The organism is Ohtaekwangia kribbensis (assembly GCF_042676245.1).
Lineage (GTDB): Bacteria > Bacteroidota > Bacteroidia > Cytophagales > Cyclobacteriaceae > Ohtaekwangia > Ohtaekwangia kribbensis.
Genome location: NZ_JBHTKA010000001.1, coordinates 254,710 through 271,476 on the forward strand (window position 1 = coordinate 254,710; position 16,767 = coordinate 271,476).

The window sequence follows — 16,767 nt, forward strand, 5'->3', positions numbered from 1 at the left end:
CTCGGGAAGGAAAACGGACTGTTCATTATAATTTTTATTCACCGGCGAAGTCATAAAAGTTCTTTAAGCAATCGCGCAACGATTAGCCCCTGCTTCCAAATCCGCTGGGTTATACCCTTCATACGAACCCTGTTTGTTTAGTGTGGCAATGGTGAGATAGTTGGGAGGTGTAGGTGGTATACGTGATTGGGTATAGTCTACAAACTCATCCTCTGCGAACGTCAGCATCTGGAGTTTATTCTTTAGATCTTTAATACTCCCGGCAATCAACTTACCATCTAATGGAATAGTAGATGCCAGGTGTGCCGGAAGCACCAGTGTATCTGGATTCAAGCTTAATAGCTTGTGTATAGAATGATAAAGAAGCTTCGCACGTGTAATGACTTCATCAGTGTTGGCCTTCAGGTCCGGTCTACCAACTCCGTCAGTAAACAATGTGTCGCCTGTAAATAATGCATCTTCTCCTAGTTTGAAAGAGGTACTTTCAGCTGTATGCCCGGGACTATATATAATTTCAATAATAGCATCACCAACCTTGAGTCGGTCACCATCATTTATAGGCGTGAATGGATAACTAACGCCAGCAGTATTTATCAGCAAGTGTTTTGCATTACTTGTCTGGGCCAGTTCGCGAGTACGCGAAAGATAGTCAGCATGTATATGAGTATCTGTTACATACTTGATAGTCCATTTATTCGCTTTTGCCAAGTCCATATATACCTGAGGATCAAGCGCTGCATCTATAACCAATGCCTCATCATCAGATCCAATAATGTATGATAGGACACCCTTCGATGAGCGTCTTACTTGAATAATTTTTACCTTTCCCAAAATTACTTCGGCTGTGTCGAAAGCAAAGTTCCATTCTTTCATACCTCCTTTCAGAGAATAGACTCGATATCCCTTTTGCCTTAACAGTTCAGCGGCTATCAAGCTGGTTTTCCCTGCAGCACATACCGTAACAACGGGCTGATCATGTCTCAATTGAACATCATCAAAAACATGTTGATCTCCACTTTTCAATTTGTCATATATATCGGCATGAACGCTTCCTGCTATTGCCCACTCTTCTCTTTGCTCTATTGGCCTTACATCTAAAACAGTCACAGGACGTTTTTCCTGGAGCCAATGAGACAAAGTGGATACATCAATGATTAACTCCTCGGATTTCATGTTAGTTGCTTTTAGTTATTAGTTGCTTTTAGCTAATAGAGACATCAACAGGGAGATTCTCTAATTTCCAATCAGGGAAACCCTCGTTTAACCGATTCGCCTTATATCCTGCCTTTAAAAGTATCGACACAGCTTCATCTGCATATACACAGAACGGGCCGCGACAATAGGCAATGATCTCCGTTCGCTTGGGTAATTCTTTAAGCCGTTTAGAGAGTTCTCCTATCGGAATCGAAATAGCACTCGCTATATGTCCCTGCCTATATTCTGATTCCGGTCGCACATCAAGGACAGTGACTTTTCCAGAATCTATTTTCTCAATCAATTCATCAATAGTAACCGATTGAAAATCGAACTTCGACTTCCTAAATTCTTTTACTACTTTCTCGACTGCCTCGATACGCTCGACACCCAACTCACGGAGTGCCTTCCAAGCCTTGAATACATTGTCATTTGAAAGACGGTAGAAAATGAAATTTCCCTGGCGATTTATATCTACCAACTGGCCCTGTTTTAATACCTGTAAATGTTGAGATGCATTGGCAATTGTAAGATTAGTTTGTTCGGCTACTTGCTCAACTGAAAACTCTCCTTGACCAAGTAGTTCTATGATTTCCATACGGTGTGGATTTGCCAAAGACTTTGTGATCCGCGCCAGTTCACTATACACTGTATCCTTGTATTGTCTTTTATTCATTATTTCTGTTCTATACAACACTAACCCCGAAGCAAGAGCGACAGTTCCATCTATTCAATAAATTTATTGAATAGTTTTTTTTCTAAAAAATACCTGCTATTCCAGTGATCTTTAAAGACTGAAGTAGCTTGAATAATAGAGAACTATGTTATTCTCTAGTATAGATAAAGGTTCGAAATGCACTTCGGATTGGAAATATAAAAATCAGAATCAGCGTAAAACTCAGATATAGCCGACTGGACAGAATCACTTCAAACAAAAAAAGCCAGAAATCATTATGATTTCTGGCTTTTTAGTATCGAGTAGACTGGAGGGTCGGTAGTTCGAACCTTTCCTTCAGGATTTGCTAAAAATCAAGTTTTTCAGAGCTTGAGATGAACTTTTTTGATATGTTGTACGGATCTTACTATAATGTAACCAAAACAGGAATTCCTCTGCTGAATTGTGTTTCCCAAACGGAGCTAGAACAAATAATACAACAAGACAGCCATCTGTGAATAATGAATGCGCAACCAATGATGTTGGTCCAATAAAATTGTTGTTTTCGTAGTTAATCAAATATTAACTATAAAATTCTTCTCAATGTATTTTCTTTGTTTTTAACATAATGGTTAATCACACCACAGATATGTCCAATCAATAAAAAAATCAATAACACCACCAATGCTTTATGCGCCCTAAGCGCAGGTACATCTACACTCTCCGGTAAAAGTGAAGCATCTGAACTCAGTAGTGCTCCCCCAAGATTGCCAGTTGTAATGGTTACGATGCCTGATATACATAGCAGTATCAACACGTAGTAAAATGAATTTTCCATCCAGACAACCAGCTTATTGTGCAACAAATTTCCGGTTTCAAGTCTTGAAGGTCTCTTGTGGTTAAAGAAGAACCAAACACGAACAAGCGTCAAAGCAAAAACCAAAATACCAATAACCATATGCGCTTTCAATAGAGTAAGTCTAGCCGTTCCAGGATTTAGATCTGCCATTACGTAACCTAAGGGAATGAGCAAAATGATCAATAGAAAACTCAACCAATGAATGATGATGATTCCTTTACTATATTTTTCTAAAAGGTTATTTTTTACAATTGTTTTCATCTTTGTATACATTTTACTTCTTTACTTTCTGAACTGTGTACCACCCCCCAATATGTCAGCGTGAGGGTGCCTTATAATTATGATTCGCATGGGACGAACAAACTCGTGACATGTACTATACGGGATGAATTTCACCAACCAAGGAACGCAATAGGGTAACAAAAGCATCTAACTTCATCCTGTTAAATTTTATCTCACGACACAAAGTTCAGCAAAGACCCAAACTTAAAATTGTAAAAAACGGAAACTAGGAATTTCTTTTCGAAGTTGATTAGGAGAGTGTCCGGTAATTCCCTTCACTTCATGAATGCAATGTGCTTGGTCAAAATAGTTGTTATCGTGGGCAATCTCAGCTATTGAATTTTCTGAGTGTTTCAATTGATAGGCTACTTGCCTTAATTTTACAATACGTAAATATTCCTTTGGCGAGCAACCTATATATTCATAAAAGTGATTTCGTATTGTCCGGTCGGAAACTTCTAATCGCTTGGATAGCTCGGTAATTTCAATGTGGCCCAAGTTTTCATTTATCAGGTCTATCGCTTTTGTGATCAGTGACAAATCGCGATTAAGTATATTATCTAAAAACACAGTTTCGACTTCGTTGAACATTTGCTCTGCATTACTGCAAACATTTACTTTTTGCAAGAAGTTTTTAGCGATATCGCCAAATAACTCCTCCGTGTTAATCAACCAAGGTAAAGAATTTATAGGCTTTGTTGTAAAATATGCCAAACCATAAGGCTTTAAATGTGCCCCAAGAATTTTTATTTTGTCGGTATACGGCTGGACTGTTATTTTTCGCGGGGAAATTCTCGATATAGCTATATTAACTAATTTGGATTTATTTATTGTGTGATTGACGACAGTAAATGGGTAATCAAAAAAATAACCAAACGTAATCCTTGGAGACGGTATTATAGGTTCTGCCTTTTCCTGTAGCTCAGCAACAGAAACATCGATATAAAAGTAACTCTCCACTATGCTTGATAAGAGTGAGCTACCAGGTTTTCTTATAGTGAAATATTTATCCGTTTCCATTTATTCAAAATTACAAAACCGATTTTCTCGAGAAATAGTAATTAATACGTTAAGTACTTATACATAAAAAGGGAAATATGATCGGATATGAAAGTTACTAAAAGTAATTGAGATTTAATGTAGTCAATTGCAGGCTATATAAATGTAATACGAGTCTATATTTCACCGTGACTTTTTTTACGAGAGTTTAGATTATATATAATCTACATGAAAATTGGATTAGAAAGAATCTTATCTATCGAAATGCTCAATGAACACTTCTCACCTCATAAAATGACATTGAAGTAATGTATAGAAAACTATAAAAAAGGAAACGGGTTAGAAATGAAAATCAATAAGGTCTATTGTAAATTTCTATTGTCTAGAAAAATGCTCGCAAGTATCTATAGCTACATATAGTGTTAGGATGTGAACTGCAACCGACTCAACAAAGTCCGACAAATGCTTGCGATGAAGCGATTCCGTGAAAAATCCGTAAAGGTTCGAATTCGCCTCCAGCTAGAACACATTGTTGTCCGAGGAAATTTTTAAAGTGCCTAAAAACTATCTCTATTTAAAAACGCAGATTTTTCTCTGGACAGTGAAAAGAGGCCATACTCCATATTCATTCTTTCAAAATGAATCAGGCTGTCCGGTAAAATCAGCTATATATCTCTCGTATCATTACTGAATATACTTTTTCATAGGGAGAAAGAGTTATTTCATTCATGGACGCGATGAATAGGTATAATCTACGCTTCGGCTGTCCGGTAAAAATCCGTTTTTAAAATCTTTCCCCGGACACTAATGGCTAGAACAAAAAAGCCTCTAATTTCTGCAAATTAGAGGGCTTTTTTATCGTAGACTGGAGGGTCGGTAGTTCGAACCTTTTCCTTCAAGACTTGATTAAAATCAAGGATTTTGGGCTTCACGATAGGTAGTGGCATTGACCACATTATAGGAATACTAAATATTTTGTCTGAATCTATTATCCAGTTACGGAACCGGCAGAATTCTGCTTGTTCTGAAAATGCAAGACAAGAAAGGGATCATCCACTTCGTCAGTTCTTCTTTAAATTATCCGATTGATGAGCCAAACCCCACTTATAAATTTCATTAAGCATAGGCAAGGTAGACTGCCCCACTGAAGTTATATTGTACTCTACGGTAGGCGGTACAGTTGCAAATATGGTTCTGCCAATCAAACCGTCTTTTTCAAGTTCGCGTAACTGTGAGGTCAACATGGTTGGCGAAATACCCGTGATCCTTCGTTCCAATACTTTAAAGCGTTGCGGGCTTTCCTGAAGTAAAGCATGAAGAATACGCAATTTGTATTTTCCACTCAATAAATTGACGGCATAGTCTACCGGGCACATATTTTTTTCTTCCATTTATAAATGTATCTAATTGTAAATCAACATTACTATTATTTTACATACTAATACAGTTTTAGTATACTACTTTCAAAAGTATAGTAATGAATTTACGTTTGCACTGTAGTTTTCAAATTTCCCTCAAGATCACAGTCGAAGACTTTGATCTTCTCCCTACTGGTTGTTCGAAATATCAAGATAAAGTTTCGCGATTTATTGGAGCACAAGATTATTGACCATTAAAAAGAACTTTATCATCAACGTTAATGATTCGAAGGAATAACAAATAAGTGAATAATGAATGAAGCAATGAATGAAGCAATGAATGAGGAACTGGCCTCTATCGAAGCAACGGCTGTCGCCTACTTGACAGCGTTCAATCGCGCTGACGTGGCCCACGTTTTAGCCACATACGCTGATGATGGCGTCCTAATGGGTCCCGGTCTGCGGGCGTCAGTGGGCAAGGACGACCTTGCCAGGATCTATCCCGACGTATTCCAAGCGGTCGGCTTTAACATGCACTATGAAATCAAGGAGGTTGTGCAGATCAGTCCCGACTGGGCATTCGTTCGGAGCTCGACTGAAGGAAGCGAGACCAACAAAGCCACTGGTGTCGTAATGCATTCGGCGTATAACGAGCTGTTCCTTTTGCGTAAGTCGGCCACCGGAGCGTGGCAAATCGCCCGATACTGCACATCCAGGATCAGTCCCTGAGCAGCACACTGTCAGGAATTTCGTTTCCTCTTCTTGCTATACCCATTTCAGAACGTCAGCTAAGATCAGTGACAGAGCGTCCAGAACAAAAATCAACGTGAAGCAAAAGGAGGCATTAAGTGTCGACCGTGACAAAATATAGCCAATGTTATATATACTATATGTTACTTCTATATACTATAAATCGATTTATAAATATCCTGACACACTGGTTCGAACACTCTTGATTAGTCAATAAATTAAGAAACCTTAATTTTGTGAGAATTTCGAGCATCCAGTGAACTGAACAGGATTACTTCGAACCAAAAAAAGCCTGAAATCTTTACGATTTCAGGCTTTTTAATGTTGTGTAGACTGTAGGGTCGGTAGTTCGAACCTTTTCCTTCAGTAAAAGGTGAAGTCCTGATAGAAGTGCAAATGTTCAATTACTTCTTTCTGCCCTGCTTTTGCCTAACCGATGTTGGTGGCTGGTTATTTTTCACATCGTGTTTTTATTACTTTTATTAGTCTGTCTTGAAAGTCTGTCAAAAGTTGATGTCCCCAAAACTCACCATAAAAATTTATTTTAGTGTCAAGCTGATACATTGTTGTCAATAGTAATTCTGTTTTATTTTTTGAAACTTGTTTAAGACAATAAGTTGCTTTTAAGAATTTAAAATGCTCACCGTTCAACATATGTCTTTCAAAGATTGTTCTGTTGGATGATGACGGAATAATTTTAATGTCGAAAGTTATCAAGTTGTCTTTATTCCATTCAATGATATTTTCTTGAAATTTCAGTCCACCTTCAAAGTGTCCAATTCTTTCGCCTCCTAATGTGTCTTTGTCAAGTTCAGCATACAGAGGTCTTGGAATGCCTGCTAAATTGAAAAATCCTTTTTCATACTCACCATTGCTTATTTCTCTTACTCGCACTATACTTTTCCAAATTACTTCCTTGTTAGCGTTAATAATAATGGAAGAAGTAGTTTCATATTTTTCTGTTGGGGTTGGAATTGTTGGTTCAATAAGTCCTGCAACAAGTGGGATAAAAAATACAGAATATAAAATTCCATTTCGTTGTCTATATCGTAAAACTGTGCTGCCCAAAATTACACCCGAGATTCCTGCAACAAGTAGAAAAGGAATTGAAATGATTAGAATGCAAATAATGTCTTCGTGCCCTGTCCAATAGCAAAGAATAAAAAAAGTCAGAACTGCTAATACAGGTCGTGAAACTCTAACACCAATGCTTTGCAAATCTTCTTTTGACGAAAATATTAATGATGACAAGCCAACAACTATTGGTAGAATCCAAACAAAAGTGATTGAGAATAAGTCAGCGAAATCGCCTTTAAAGTTTAGTCCAAAAACTATCCTCATTAGCAGTCCATAAAGTCCACCAATTAAAATTCCACCATATGTCCCGTAATATTTTTTCAGCATTTTGTCAATTTGGGTACTGTCAGTTTAACTTGTCACCAATAATTGGCTAACCGCATGTCGCATATATTTCGAAATGTATACAATGTCGTTTACATTCCCTTTGTCGGTCATGACTTTCAGTTGAGTTACCCCAACATGCGCGAAATCCATGCATCTCAAAATTTGTATTGTTGATTTCTCAAGTGATCTTTTAGTAGTTGCTTTTTTTGTTTAAACAAAAAGTTCTTCTAAGGCGAATCATCATCTATAACGTATACCTCGCTTAAATAAATATGTATGCAATAGACGACTATATATAGCGCAATGATGTTTGCGTGTAAAGTATACTTAGCACACACAGATCTTCTACTATGACATTACTACGAATACTTATTTGCAAGTAAATATTCACCTGCGCTATACTCGAGTCGATTTATAGTTACAAAGGATTGAGAGGTTCGAACACGCTGATTAGTCAAATTAAGAAACCTTGAAATAGTGATAATTTCTATGATGCAGTAAACCGAACTGGCTCCCCATGAACAAAAAAAGCCTGAAATCTTAAAGATTTCAGGCTTTTTAATGTTGTGTAGCGCGGGGGGGAGTTGAACCCCCGACCTTTGGGTTATGAATCCAACGCTCTAACCACCTGAGCTACCGCGCCATCTTTTCTAAATGGGAGCGCAAACTTACAACGTTGAATTTAATTTTCAAGAACTCGGCCAAATAATTTAATTACAGTTTTCGGCTTTGGTATGCTGAAAAATCTGGTTTTACACGCTCATAGTCGTACAAGAGTGTCGGGGTTGAAAACAAAAGATCTGCTGTTGAGCGGTTGCATGCTATGGGAATATTCCACACGGTGGCTATACGCAGCAACGCTTTTATATCCTGATCGTGCGGAAGTGGCTCCATTGGATCCCAGAAAAAAACGAGTGCTTCTATTTGTCCTTCCGATATTAAAGCACCAATCTGCTGGTCGCCACCGAGCGGTCCGCTGTGCAGCATGTGTATGGGTAATTGCAATTCCTGTTCGAGCAATCTTCCTGTTGTACCGGTCGCATAAATTTCAAATTTTTCCATACTGTCGCGATGCAACTTCGACCATTCAATTAGCTCCTTCTTCTTATTATCGTGAGCCACAAGGGCTATCTTTTTTTTCGTCATACCGAAAGTTAAATACGGATAAAAATACAGTATTGCAGGTTACATTCCTTCTTCTATTTTTGCCGACCTGTTTAAAATTTATGGAACAAGAGAATCTCGCACGGTGGGTTGAACAGATTGCAAAAGAATTCTCACAACCCCTCAAGAATGTCAAAGCTGTTGGTGACCTGCTGGCTGAAGGTGCCACCATTCCTTTTATCTCGCGCTACCGGAAAGAAATGACCGGCAGTATGGATGAAGTAATGATTACCAACGTCCGCGACCGTATCGAGCAGTTGCGTGAATTGGATAAACGCAGAGAAGCCATTATCAGCTCAATTGAAAAGCAAGGAAAGCTTACACCGGAGTTGATGTCTTCGATCGTAGTTGCTGAAACCCTCGCTGAACTGGAAGATATTTACCTTCCGTATAAGCCCAAACGTAAAACCCGCGCGAGCGTGGCGAAAGAGAAAGGTCTTGAACCCCTTGCGCAGCGCTTGTTCGACCAGGAGAAATTTGACCTGGAAGAATTCGCCAAGTCGTTTGTTGATTCTGAAAAAGGAGTGGCGAGTCTCGAAGAAGCATTGGATGGCGCCCGCGATATCATGGCAGAATGGGTAAGTGAAAATCCGGATACACGTAAAAATGTGCGTGAAATTTTCTGGAGCGAAGGTGCTGTGGAGTCACGCGTGCTGAAAGGTAAAGAAGCGGAAGGGCAGAAATTCAAAGACTACTTTGAATGGACTGAGCCTATATCCAAAACACCATCACACCGCTTGCTCGCTATGCGCAGAGGCGAGAAGGAAGGTATACTTGCACTCGATATATATCCGCCTGAAGAACAGGCTATCAGCTCGATGGAGCGTCAGTATATAAAAACTGAAAACGCTGCTGCCGAACAGGTACGTCTTGCTATTAAAGACAGCTACAAACGACTGCTACGTCCGTCACTGGAAACAGAAGTACGCATGGAGTCGAAGATGAAAGCAGACGAAGAAGCGATCAAAGTATTTGCTTCTAACCTGAAAGAACTTCTGCTCGCTGCACCGCTCGGACAGAAAAATGTGCTGGCACTTGACCCTGGTTTCAGAACCGGCTGTAAAGTTGTGTGCCTCGATCGCCAGGGTAAATTATTGCATCACGATGTTATATATCCGCACGAGCCTCAGCGTGAAACTGCCAAGTCTGCGGCACTCATTCAATCACTTTGTGAGAAGTATGATATTGAAGCCATTGCTATAGGCAACGGTACGGCTGGACGCGAAACAGAAGCGTTTGCCAAATCGATCGGCCTCAGCAACAAGATCATCATCGTAATGGTAAATGAAAGTGGGGCTTCGGTATACTCAGCATCCGAAGTTGCCCGCGATGAATTCCCGGATAAAGATGTTACCGTTCGTGGTGCGGTGTCTATCGGAAGAAGACTTACCGACCCGCTTGCAGAACTTGTAAAGATCGATCCTAAATCGATTGGTGTAGGACAATATCAGCACGATGTTGATCAGTCTAAACTCAAGCAAGGTCTTGATGACGTGGTGATGAGTTGCGTGAACTCGGTTGGCGTTGAAGTAAATACAGCGAGTAAGGAGCTCCTCTCCTACGTATCCGGTTTGAGTCCATCGCTTGCTAAAAATATAGTTGAACACCGTAATCAAAACGGACCGTTCAAAAATCGTGAGTCGTTGATGAAAGTATCGCGTCTCGGAGAAAAAGTATTCGAGCAGGCTGCAGGTTTCTTGCGCATTCGTGAAGCAGAGAATCCGCTCGATGCCAGTGCCGTACACCCGGAAAGTTACCCGATCGTTCAGCAGATGGCCTCTGATTTAGGTTGCTCTGTAAAAGAACTGATGAGCAGTGCCGAACTGCGCAGACAACTTGATCTGAAAAAATACGTGACAGAAAAAGTTGGTCTCCCGACTTTGACAGATATACTCTCCGAGCTTGAAAAACCCGGACGTGACCCGCGCCAGACATTTGAAATCTTCAGCTTTACGGATGGTGTAAATACCATTGCCGATCTCAAGATAGGTATGTCGCTGCCCGGCATTGTAACGAACGTTACCAACTTTGGTGCCTTTGTAGATATAGGTGTACACCAGGATGGGCTGGTTCATATCAGTCACTTGTCTGACAAGTTTATTAAAGATCCGAAGGAGGTTGTTACCGTTCAGCAGAAAGTAAAAGTTACCGTGGTAGAGGTTGATGTTCCGCGTAAGCGTATAGGTCTCTCGATGAAGAGCAATCCGTTTGCTGATCAGGCACCGGCAGGTAGCGGTGGAGGATCACAACAACGTAACCGTAAGGACAACAGCAAGCCGAAAGAGAAAGAGGTTAGCATGGAAGAAAAACTTGCTATGCTCGTGAGCAAGTTCAAGAAGTAACTCGCATTAAAAACTGTATGAAAAGCCTGAGGTCTCGTACTTCAGGCTTTTTCGTTTTTAGGAGATTGCAAAATTGGAAGATTATAAGATTACAAGATTAGAAGATTGGTTTCTGGTTAAAAAAGTACAGGCTTTAGGGTTTTTAAGCATAAACTCTATCTTCGCACTTCCTAATTTTTCAAAATTATGTTACCAAACCAGAATCCAACAGAAACCGCAGCCTGGCAGAGACTTGAAGCGCTCTTCCTACACATGCAGGCAACGCACATGCGCGAGATGTTTGCAGAAGATCCGGGTCGCTTTGAAAAATTCCATGTCCAGTTCAACGACATTCTGGTTGATTATTCCAAAAACATAATCAACGAGGAGGTAATGAAAGAGCTGATAGCCCTTGCAAAAGAGGTTGAATTGCAAGACGCTATCGATGCATTGTTCCGGGGCGAAGCTATCAACCAGACGGAAGGTCGCTCGGTATTGCATATAGCCTTGCGTAACCGCTCCAACGCTCCCATTCTTGCTGAAGGGATTGATGTGATGCCCGATGTTAACGCTGTGTTGAACCAGATGAAAACTTTCTCATCCAACCTTATTAACGGCACCTGGAAAGGCTATAGCGGTAAAGCGATTACAGATATAGTAAATATAGGTATAGGTGGTTCCGATCTCGGCCCCTATATGGTAACAGAGGCACTCCGCCCCTATTGGAAAAATATAACACCTCACTTTGTATCCAATGTTGATGGTACACACATTGCTGAAATTGTAAAGCGTGTTAACCCGGAGACAACGGTATTTATCATTGCATCCAAAACATTTACTACACAGGAGACGATGACGAATGCTGAATCAGCGCGCGCTTGGTTCCTCGAAAAAACAGGTGGCAAAGGTGAAGTGGCGAAACACTTTGTAGCCGTATCAACCAACCAGAAAGAAGTTACAAAGTTTGGTATAGCACCGGAAAATATGTTTGTATTCTGGGATTGGGTTGGTGGTCGTTACTCGCTCTGGTCTTCTATCGGTTTATCAATAGCCTGTACCATCGGCTTTGAAAACTTCGAGAAGCTGTTGAGCGGAGCCCATGCTGTTGACAATCATTTCAGGAATGAACCGTTCGAGAAAAATATACCAGTTGTACTCGCGTTGCTGGGTATATGGTATAACAATTTCTTCGGAGCGGCATCAGAAGCTATATTACCGTACGATCAATACCTGCATCGCTTCGCTGCTTACTTTCAGCAAGGCAACATGGAGAGTAACGGTAAATCTGTAGATCGTAATGGTGAACCGGTAACGTACCAGACAGGTCCTGTTATATGGGGCGAGCCTGGCACGAACGGACAACACGCTTTCTATCAACTGATACATCAGGGAACCAAACTTATACCGTGCGACTTCATCGCGCCTGCAATCAGTCATAATCCACTGAGTGATCATCACGATAAATTACTTTCGAATTACTTTGCACAGACCGAAGCATTGATGCGCGGTAAAACGCAGGAAGAAGTTGAAGCTGAACTTGCAAAAGCAGGACTCGACAAAGAAGCTATCAAGTTTCATGCACCATTCCGCGTGTTCGAAGGTAACAGACCAAGCAACAGTATACTTTTCAAAAAGCTGACACCGGAAACATTGGGTAGTCTCATTGCTATATATGAGCATAAGATTTTTGCCCAGGGAATCATCTGGAACATTTTCAGTTTTGATCAGTGGGGCGTTGAACTTGGAAAAGTTCTGGCGAAGAAAATACTTCCGGAACTTACGGCTGCTGAAGAAATCTCCTCTCACGACTCTTCAACAAACGGGCTAATCAATTATTTCAAACGATTGAAATCTGAATGATAAATTAATTGATTGCAAAATATTAACAGTACATTATTTTTGATGGATTTTTCAACCAGATGAACAATAAAATTTCGAAGATCGGGGTATTCACATCGGGTGGCGATGCTCCGGGAATGAACGCAGCCATCCGTGCCGTGGTGCGCGCATGCGCATACTATAAAGTTGATTGCGTAGGAGTACTGCGTGGCTATGAAGGTATGATTGAAGGAGACTTTGAACAACTTGATGCGCGCTCAGTAGGTAACATTCTGCAGCGTGGTGGAACCGTATTAAAGTCTGCACGCAGCAAGGAGTTTCGTACTCCCGAAGGAAGATTGAAAGCATTGGGTAAATTAAGAAGTGAAGGTATAGATGCACTCGTGGCTATAGGAGGCGATGGTACATTTACAGGTCTTCATAAATTTTACCAGGAGTTTAGTATACCTTCTATATGTATACCAGGCACGATCGATAATGATTTATCAGGTACTGATTATACAATTGGTTACGACACCGCAACCAACACAGCTGTTGAAGCTATTGATAAGATTCGCGATACGGCCCTCTCCCACAACCGTTTGTTCTTTATTGAGGTAATGGGAAGAAATTCCGGATATATAGCCATCAACAGCGGTATAGCCGGAGGTGCGGCTGCAATCGTTATACCGGAAGAGACAATGACCTTCGATGAACTTTATGAAAAATTAGGTGAAGGTGAAGAAACCAGCAAGAAGTCAAATCTTGTTGTAGTAGCGGAAGGCTCCAAGATCGGTGATGCACATACGCTCGCCAAGAAAGTTGCCGAACGTTCTTCATACTTCGATATTAAAGTTACTGTGCTCGGACATCTTCAGCGTGGCGGAGCTCCTACTTACTTCGATCGCGTATTGGCGAGCCGTATGGGTATAGCTGCCGTGGAGGGTTTACTGAATAACAAGAGTGATGTGATGGTGGGAATTAAAGACAACAAAATCGTGTATAATGATTTTGATACCATTATGCAGAGCCATCACGAGATAGATGAAGAGTCGATGCGCATAGCGAAGATCTTGTCGATCTAGGAAAAACGAAGCAACCAAACCAATCAATAATTCAAAATTTACCATGAAAGAACTAACCATTGGAATCGACATCGGAGGAACGAATACCAAGTATGGTATCGTTGATCGCGATGGTAATGTTGTTTTCCAGGGCAGCATTTCAACAACGGAGTATGAAGAGTTCAAAGACTACTTTGGTGGTCTTGCAGAAGCTCTTCGTAAAGCGATGACTACCATTTCATTTGCACACAAAGTGATCGGTGTAGGCGTTGGTGCCGCAAATGGAAATTACTACAAAGGAACGATTGAACGCGCCACGAACCTGCCGTGGAAAGGTATCATTCCGCTGGCGGATATGTTTCGTGAAGAGTTTGATATACCGGCTATCGTAACTAACGATGCAAATGCTGCAGCCGTAGGTGAAATGGTATATGGTTCTGCTAAGGGCATGAAAGACTTTGTCGTGATTACTTTAGGAACGGGTCTCGGAAGCGGCTTTGTATGCAATGGACATCTTCTCAATGGTAAACATGGTATAGCAGGTGAAGTAGGACATACCTCTGTAAACCCTGCCGGTCGTTTCTGTAACTGCGGTAAACGCGGTTGCCTGGAGACCTATGTATCGGCTACAGGTATAAAACGTACGGTATATAAATTGCTGGCCGATCACCTCGAACCAAGCGAACTCCGCGGTATCAGCTTCGATAATCTTACAACCAAAATGATTACAGAAGCTGCCGTACGTGGCGATGTTGTTGCCTTGGCAGCATTTGAATATACCGGACGTATACTCGGTATGAAGCTCGCTGAAACGGTAGTACATACCGATCCGGAAGCTATATTCCTGTTCGGAGGTTTGTCACTGGCTGGCGATCTTATCTTCAAGCCTACGATAAAACACATGGAAGCGAACCTGATGCCGCTATTCCGTGGTAAAGTAAAAGTTCTTCCTTCAGGTTTACAAAATCAGGCTGCCCCTATATTAGGAGCCAGCAGTCTGGTATGGAATTATCTTGACAACAAACAATTGAAAGAAGAAGTATACTAATGAAGTAAATTATACTCATCATAAAAGTCGGATTCACGTCCGACTTTTTTATTTATAGCTATATCTGAACATAACCACCGATGCGCATTTATACCAGTACAGAGGTAGCAGCTATACATGTGCTTCCAGGAAACCTTTCAAGGTTAAATCCTCAGGCACCCCTATTCTTTTCTTCAGGCGATAGCGCGATTGCTTTACACTTTCCGTGGATATACCCAGCATGGAAGCCGCTTCTTTGATCGACAAGTTGAGTTTTGTCATGGCAGCCAGGCGTAGCTCGGCTGCTGTTATACCGGGATATTTATAACGTAGATTATTAAAGAAACCCGGATATACTTCATCAAAAGCTTTCTTAAAATTTTCCCAATCTTCTTCCGTGTGGATTTTAAGTTGCAGTATCTGCCCGAACTTCTCCATGTTGCCGTCAATAACGGGTACGCTGTTCTTCAACACTGTAAGCTGCTCGCTGATATGCGCTATAATTTTTGATTTCTCCAGCAGCGACTGTGTGGAATACTTTAATTGCTGCTGCCGGGCTGCCAACACCAACTTCGTTCGATTATACACCAGAAGTGCTATCACCAACAGGCCTATCAATAATACTATAAATGAATTTCTGCGAAATATACCGGATTCAAACTGTGCCGTCTGTGCAGCCATTTGTATATCCTTTTTCTCCAGCTCATATCCGTGCATCACCTGTTCAATCGATTCGCGATTTGACACGTTCCGGATAGAGTCGTTCAACGTTGTATAGCGCAACAAGACTTCGTAAGCCTTTCCTGGATTACCCGTGTGATTATAAATATCGGCAAGTCGTTTATAATTCTGCAGAATATATGAATTCTTATGAGATGCTTTGGCAATCGCCAATCCTTTCTCTACAATGGCCAGTGCTTCCTGTGATTTACCCTGCGCTAAGTATATTTCACTATATATACCATAAATTTCTGCCAATATGTTGTCATAATTATTCTCAGCCGTAACAAGGTTGAACGCTTCGTCAGCAAACTGTTTTGCTACCGTATAATTCTTATTCCTCAGGTAAATGGCACTTGCACTAACCGAGGAAAATATAACCGGAATGCTATGACCAATCTCATTGCCAGCCTTTATTGCTTTGTTATAGTATTTCAGAGCAAGAGTATCTTTGCCCTGTTCGTCATAAGCATACCCTAAATTATATAAAGCTGTTACAGGGCCTCGCTTATTACCTACTTGTTCCCAGGCTGTCACAGCCTTTTGATAATACTGTATACCCTTTTCAAATTTACCGTTCGATACATATACAGTACCAATATCGTGGTAAGTCGGTGCCAATGCTTTCAAGTCCTTACGCCTTTCCTGGATACGTAGTGCCATCAAAAAATATTCAATGGACTTGCCAAAATTCTCTGTCTCGGCATATCCGCCTCCTAAATAGGCACACGCTTCTGCAATTCCCTTTTCGTAGTTAATTCTTTTTGCCAGTGTCAGCGATTCATACGCAACTTCAATCTGCTTCACTACGTCTTTATCACCATAACTGGCAGCCAATTCATAAAGACAAATAACGCGATTGGTGTCTTCAGGAAGAGTCTTCAAAACAGCAAGCAGGCTATCAATCATTTTATCCTGAGCCTGTGCAGCCTGAAATAACGTAAACAGCGACAACGTTATGATACTATATATGCTACGTGGGGTCATAAAATAATGATCAAAGGTATACCCTACTGCCAGTGCCAATTCTTCATTTTTATCGCTAAACATTACAAGTGTAGATAGTTATTGTATCTATACCGGCTTGGTTCATTTACGAATGTGCGAAACCGATTTGTCCCTCCTCCAATTGAGGTACTAAAAACTATATAA

13 protein-coding genes and 1 tRNA gene are annotated in these 16,767 nt (G+C 40.8%); 5 read left to right on the plus strand and 9 right to left on the minus strand.

Features of this window, described 5'->3' with window-relative positions:
• Positions 1 to 63: 63 nt before the first annotated feature.
• The 5 genes from ACFQ21_RS01155 to ACFQ21_RS01175 form a co-directional block, all read right to left on the minus strand.
• Entirely contained in the window at positions 64 to 1,173 is a 1,110-nt protein-coding gene (locus ACFQ21_RS01155; RefSeq protein ID WP_377573616.1) for an MBL fold metallo-hydrolase, read from the minus strand.
• A 28-nt stretch (positions 1,174 to 1,201) separates the two neighbouring features.
• Positions 1,202 to 1,870 carry an ArsR/SmtB family transcription factor gene (locus tag ACFQ21_RS01160; protein WP_377573619.1) on the minus strand — a complete coding sequence of 223 codons (669 nt, stop codon included), beginning with the start codon at positions 1,868 to 1,870 and terminating at the stop codon, positions 1,202 to 1,204.
• Between the two features lie 565 nt (positions 1,871 to 2,435).
• Positions 2,436 to 2,969 (minus strand): cytochrome b, encoded by a 534-nt coding sequence (locus tag ACFQ21_RS01165; RefSeq protein ID WP_377573622.1) that lies wholly within the window; start codon positions 2,967 to 2,969, stop codon positions 2,436 to 2,438.
• A gap of 225 nt (positions 2,970 to 3,194) precedes the next feature.
• Positions 3,195 to 4,010, minus strand: a complete 816-nt coding sequence (locus tag ACFQ21_RS01170; RefSeq protein WP_377573625.1) for a helix-turn-helix domain-containing protein — start codon at positions 4,008 to 4,010, stop codon at positions 3,195 to 3,197.
• A 1,040-nt stretch (positions 4,011 to 5,050) separates the two neighbouring features.
• On the minus strand, positions 5,051 to 5,380 hold the full coding sequence (locus tag ACFQ21_RS01175; RefSeq protein ID WP_377573628.1) for a winged helix-turn-helix transcriptional regulator: 330 nt from the start codon (positions 5,378 to 5,380) through the stop codon (positions 5,051 to 5,053).
• Between the two features lie 279 nt (positions 5,381 to 5,659).
• Here ACFQ21_RS01175 and ACFQ21_RS01180 point away from each other — a divergent pair, with 279 nt between their 5' ends.
• Positions 5,660 to 6,076, plus strand: a complete 417-nt coding sequence (locus ACFQ21_RS01180; RefSeq protein ID WP_377573631.1) for a YybH family protein — start codon at positions 5,660 to 5,662, stop codon at positions 6,074 to 6,076.
• Between the two features lie 471 nt (positions 6,077 to 6,547).
• Here ACFQ21_RS01180 and ACFQ21_RS01185 read toward each other — a convergent pair whose 3' ends face one another.
• The 3 genes from ACFQ21_RS01185 to ACFQ21_RS01195 all read right to left on the minus strand — a co-directional run bounded on the left by ACFQ21_RS01185 (position 6,548) and on the right by ACFQ21_RS01195 (position 8,647).
• Positions 6,548 to 7,501, minus strand: coding sequence for a hypothetical protein (locus tag ACFQ21_RS01185; protein ID WP_377573634.1), 954 nt, complete (start codon positions 7,499 to 7,501; stop codon positions 6,548 to 6,550).
• Between the two features lie 569 nt (positions 7,502 to 8,070).
• A tRNA-Met gene (locus ACFQ21_RS01190) sits at positions 8,071 to 8,144 on the minus strand.
• 71 nt (positions 8,145 to 8,215) lie between these two features.
• A complete protein-coding gene (locus tag ACFQ21_RS01195; RefSeq protein WP_377573636.1) occupies positions 8,216 to 8,647 on the minus strand; it encodes a methylglyoxal synthase in 432 nt (143 codons plus the stop codon).
• A gap of 80 nt (positions 8,648 to 8,727) precedes the next feature.
• Here ACFQ21_RS01195 and ACFQ21_RS01200 point away from each other — a divergent pair, with 80 nt between their 5' ends.
• The 4 genes from ACFQ21_RS01200 (at position 8,728) to ACFQ21_RS01215 (ending at position 14,916) form a co-directional block, all read left to right on the plus strand.
• Complete coding sequence (locus tag ACFQ21_RS01200) at positions 8,728 to 11,007, plus strand: Tex family protein (protein ID WP_377573639.1); 2,280 nt, start codon at positions 8,728 to 8,730, stop codon at positions 11,005 to 11,007.
• A 186-nt stretch (positions 11,008 to 11,193) separates the two neighbouring features.
• A complete protein-coding gene (gene pgi / locus ACFQ21_RS01205; RefSeq protein ID WP_377573642.1) occupies positions 11,194 to 12,846 on the plus strand; it encodes a glucose-6-phosphate isomerase in 1,653 nt (550 codons plus the stop codon).
• Positions 12,847 to 12,905: 59 nt separating this feature from the next.
• Positions 12,906 to 13,889 (plus strand): 6-phosphofructokinase, encoded by a 984-nt coding sequence (gene pfkA / locus ACFQ21_RS01210; RefSeq protein WP_377573645.1) that lies wholly within the window; start codon positions 12,906 to 12,908, stop codon positions 13,887 to 13,889.
• Between the two features lie 43 nt (positions 13,890 to 13,932).
• Positions 13,933 to 14,916, plus strand: a complete 984-nt coding sequence (locus ACFQ21_RS01215; RefSeq protein WP_377573648.1) for an ROK family protein — start codon at positions 13,933 to 13,935, stop codon at positions 14,914 to 14,916.
• Between the two features lie 111 nt (positions 14,917 to 15,027).
• Here ACFQ21_RS01215 and ACFQ21_RS01220 read toward each other — a convergent pair whose 3' ends face one another.
• The gene (locus ACFQ21_RS01220; protein ID WP_377573651.1) at positions 15,028 to 16,665 is read right to left on the minus strand and encodes a tetratricopeptide repeat protein; all 1,638 of its coding nucleotides are present in this window, start codon (positions 16,663 to 16,665) and stop codon (positions 15,028 to 15,030) included.
• Between the last annotated feature and the right edge of the window lie 102 nt (positions 16,666 to 16,767).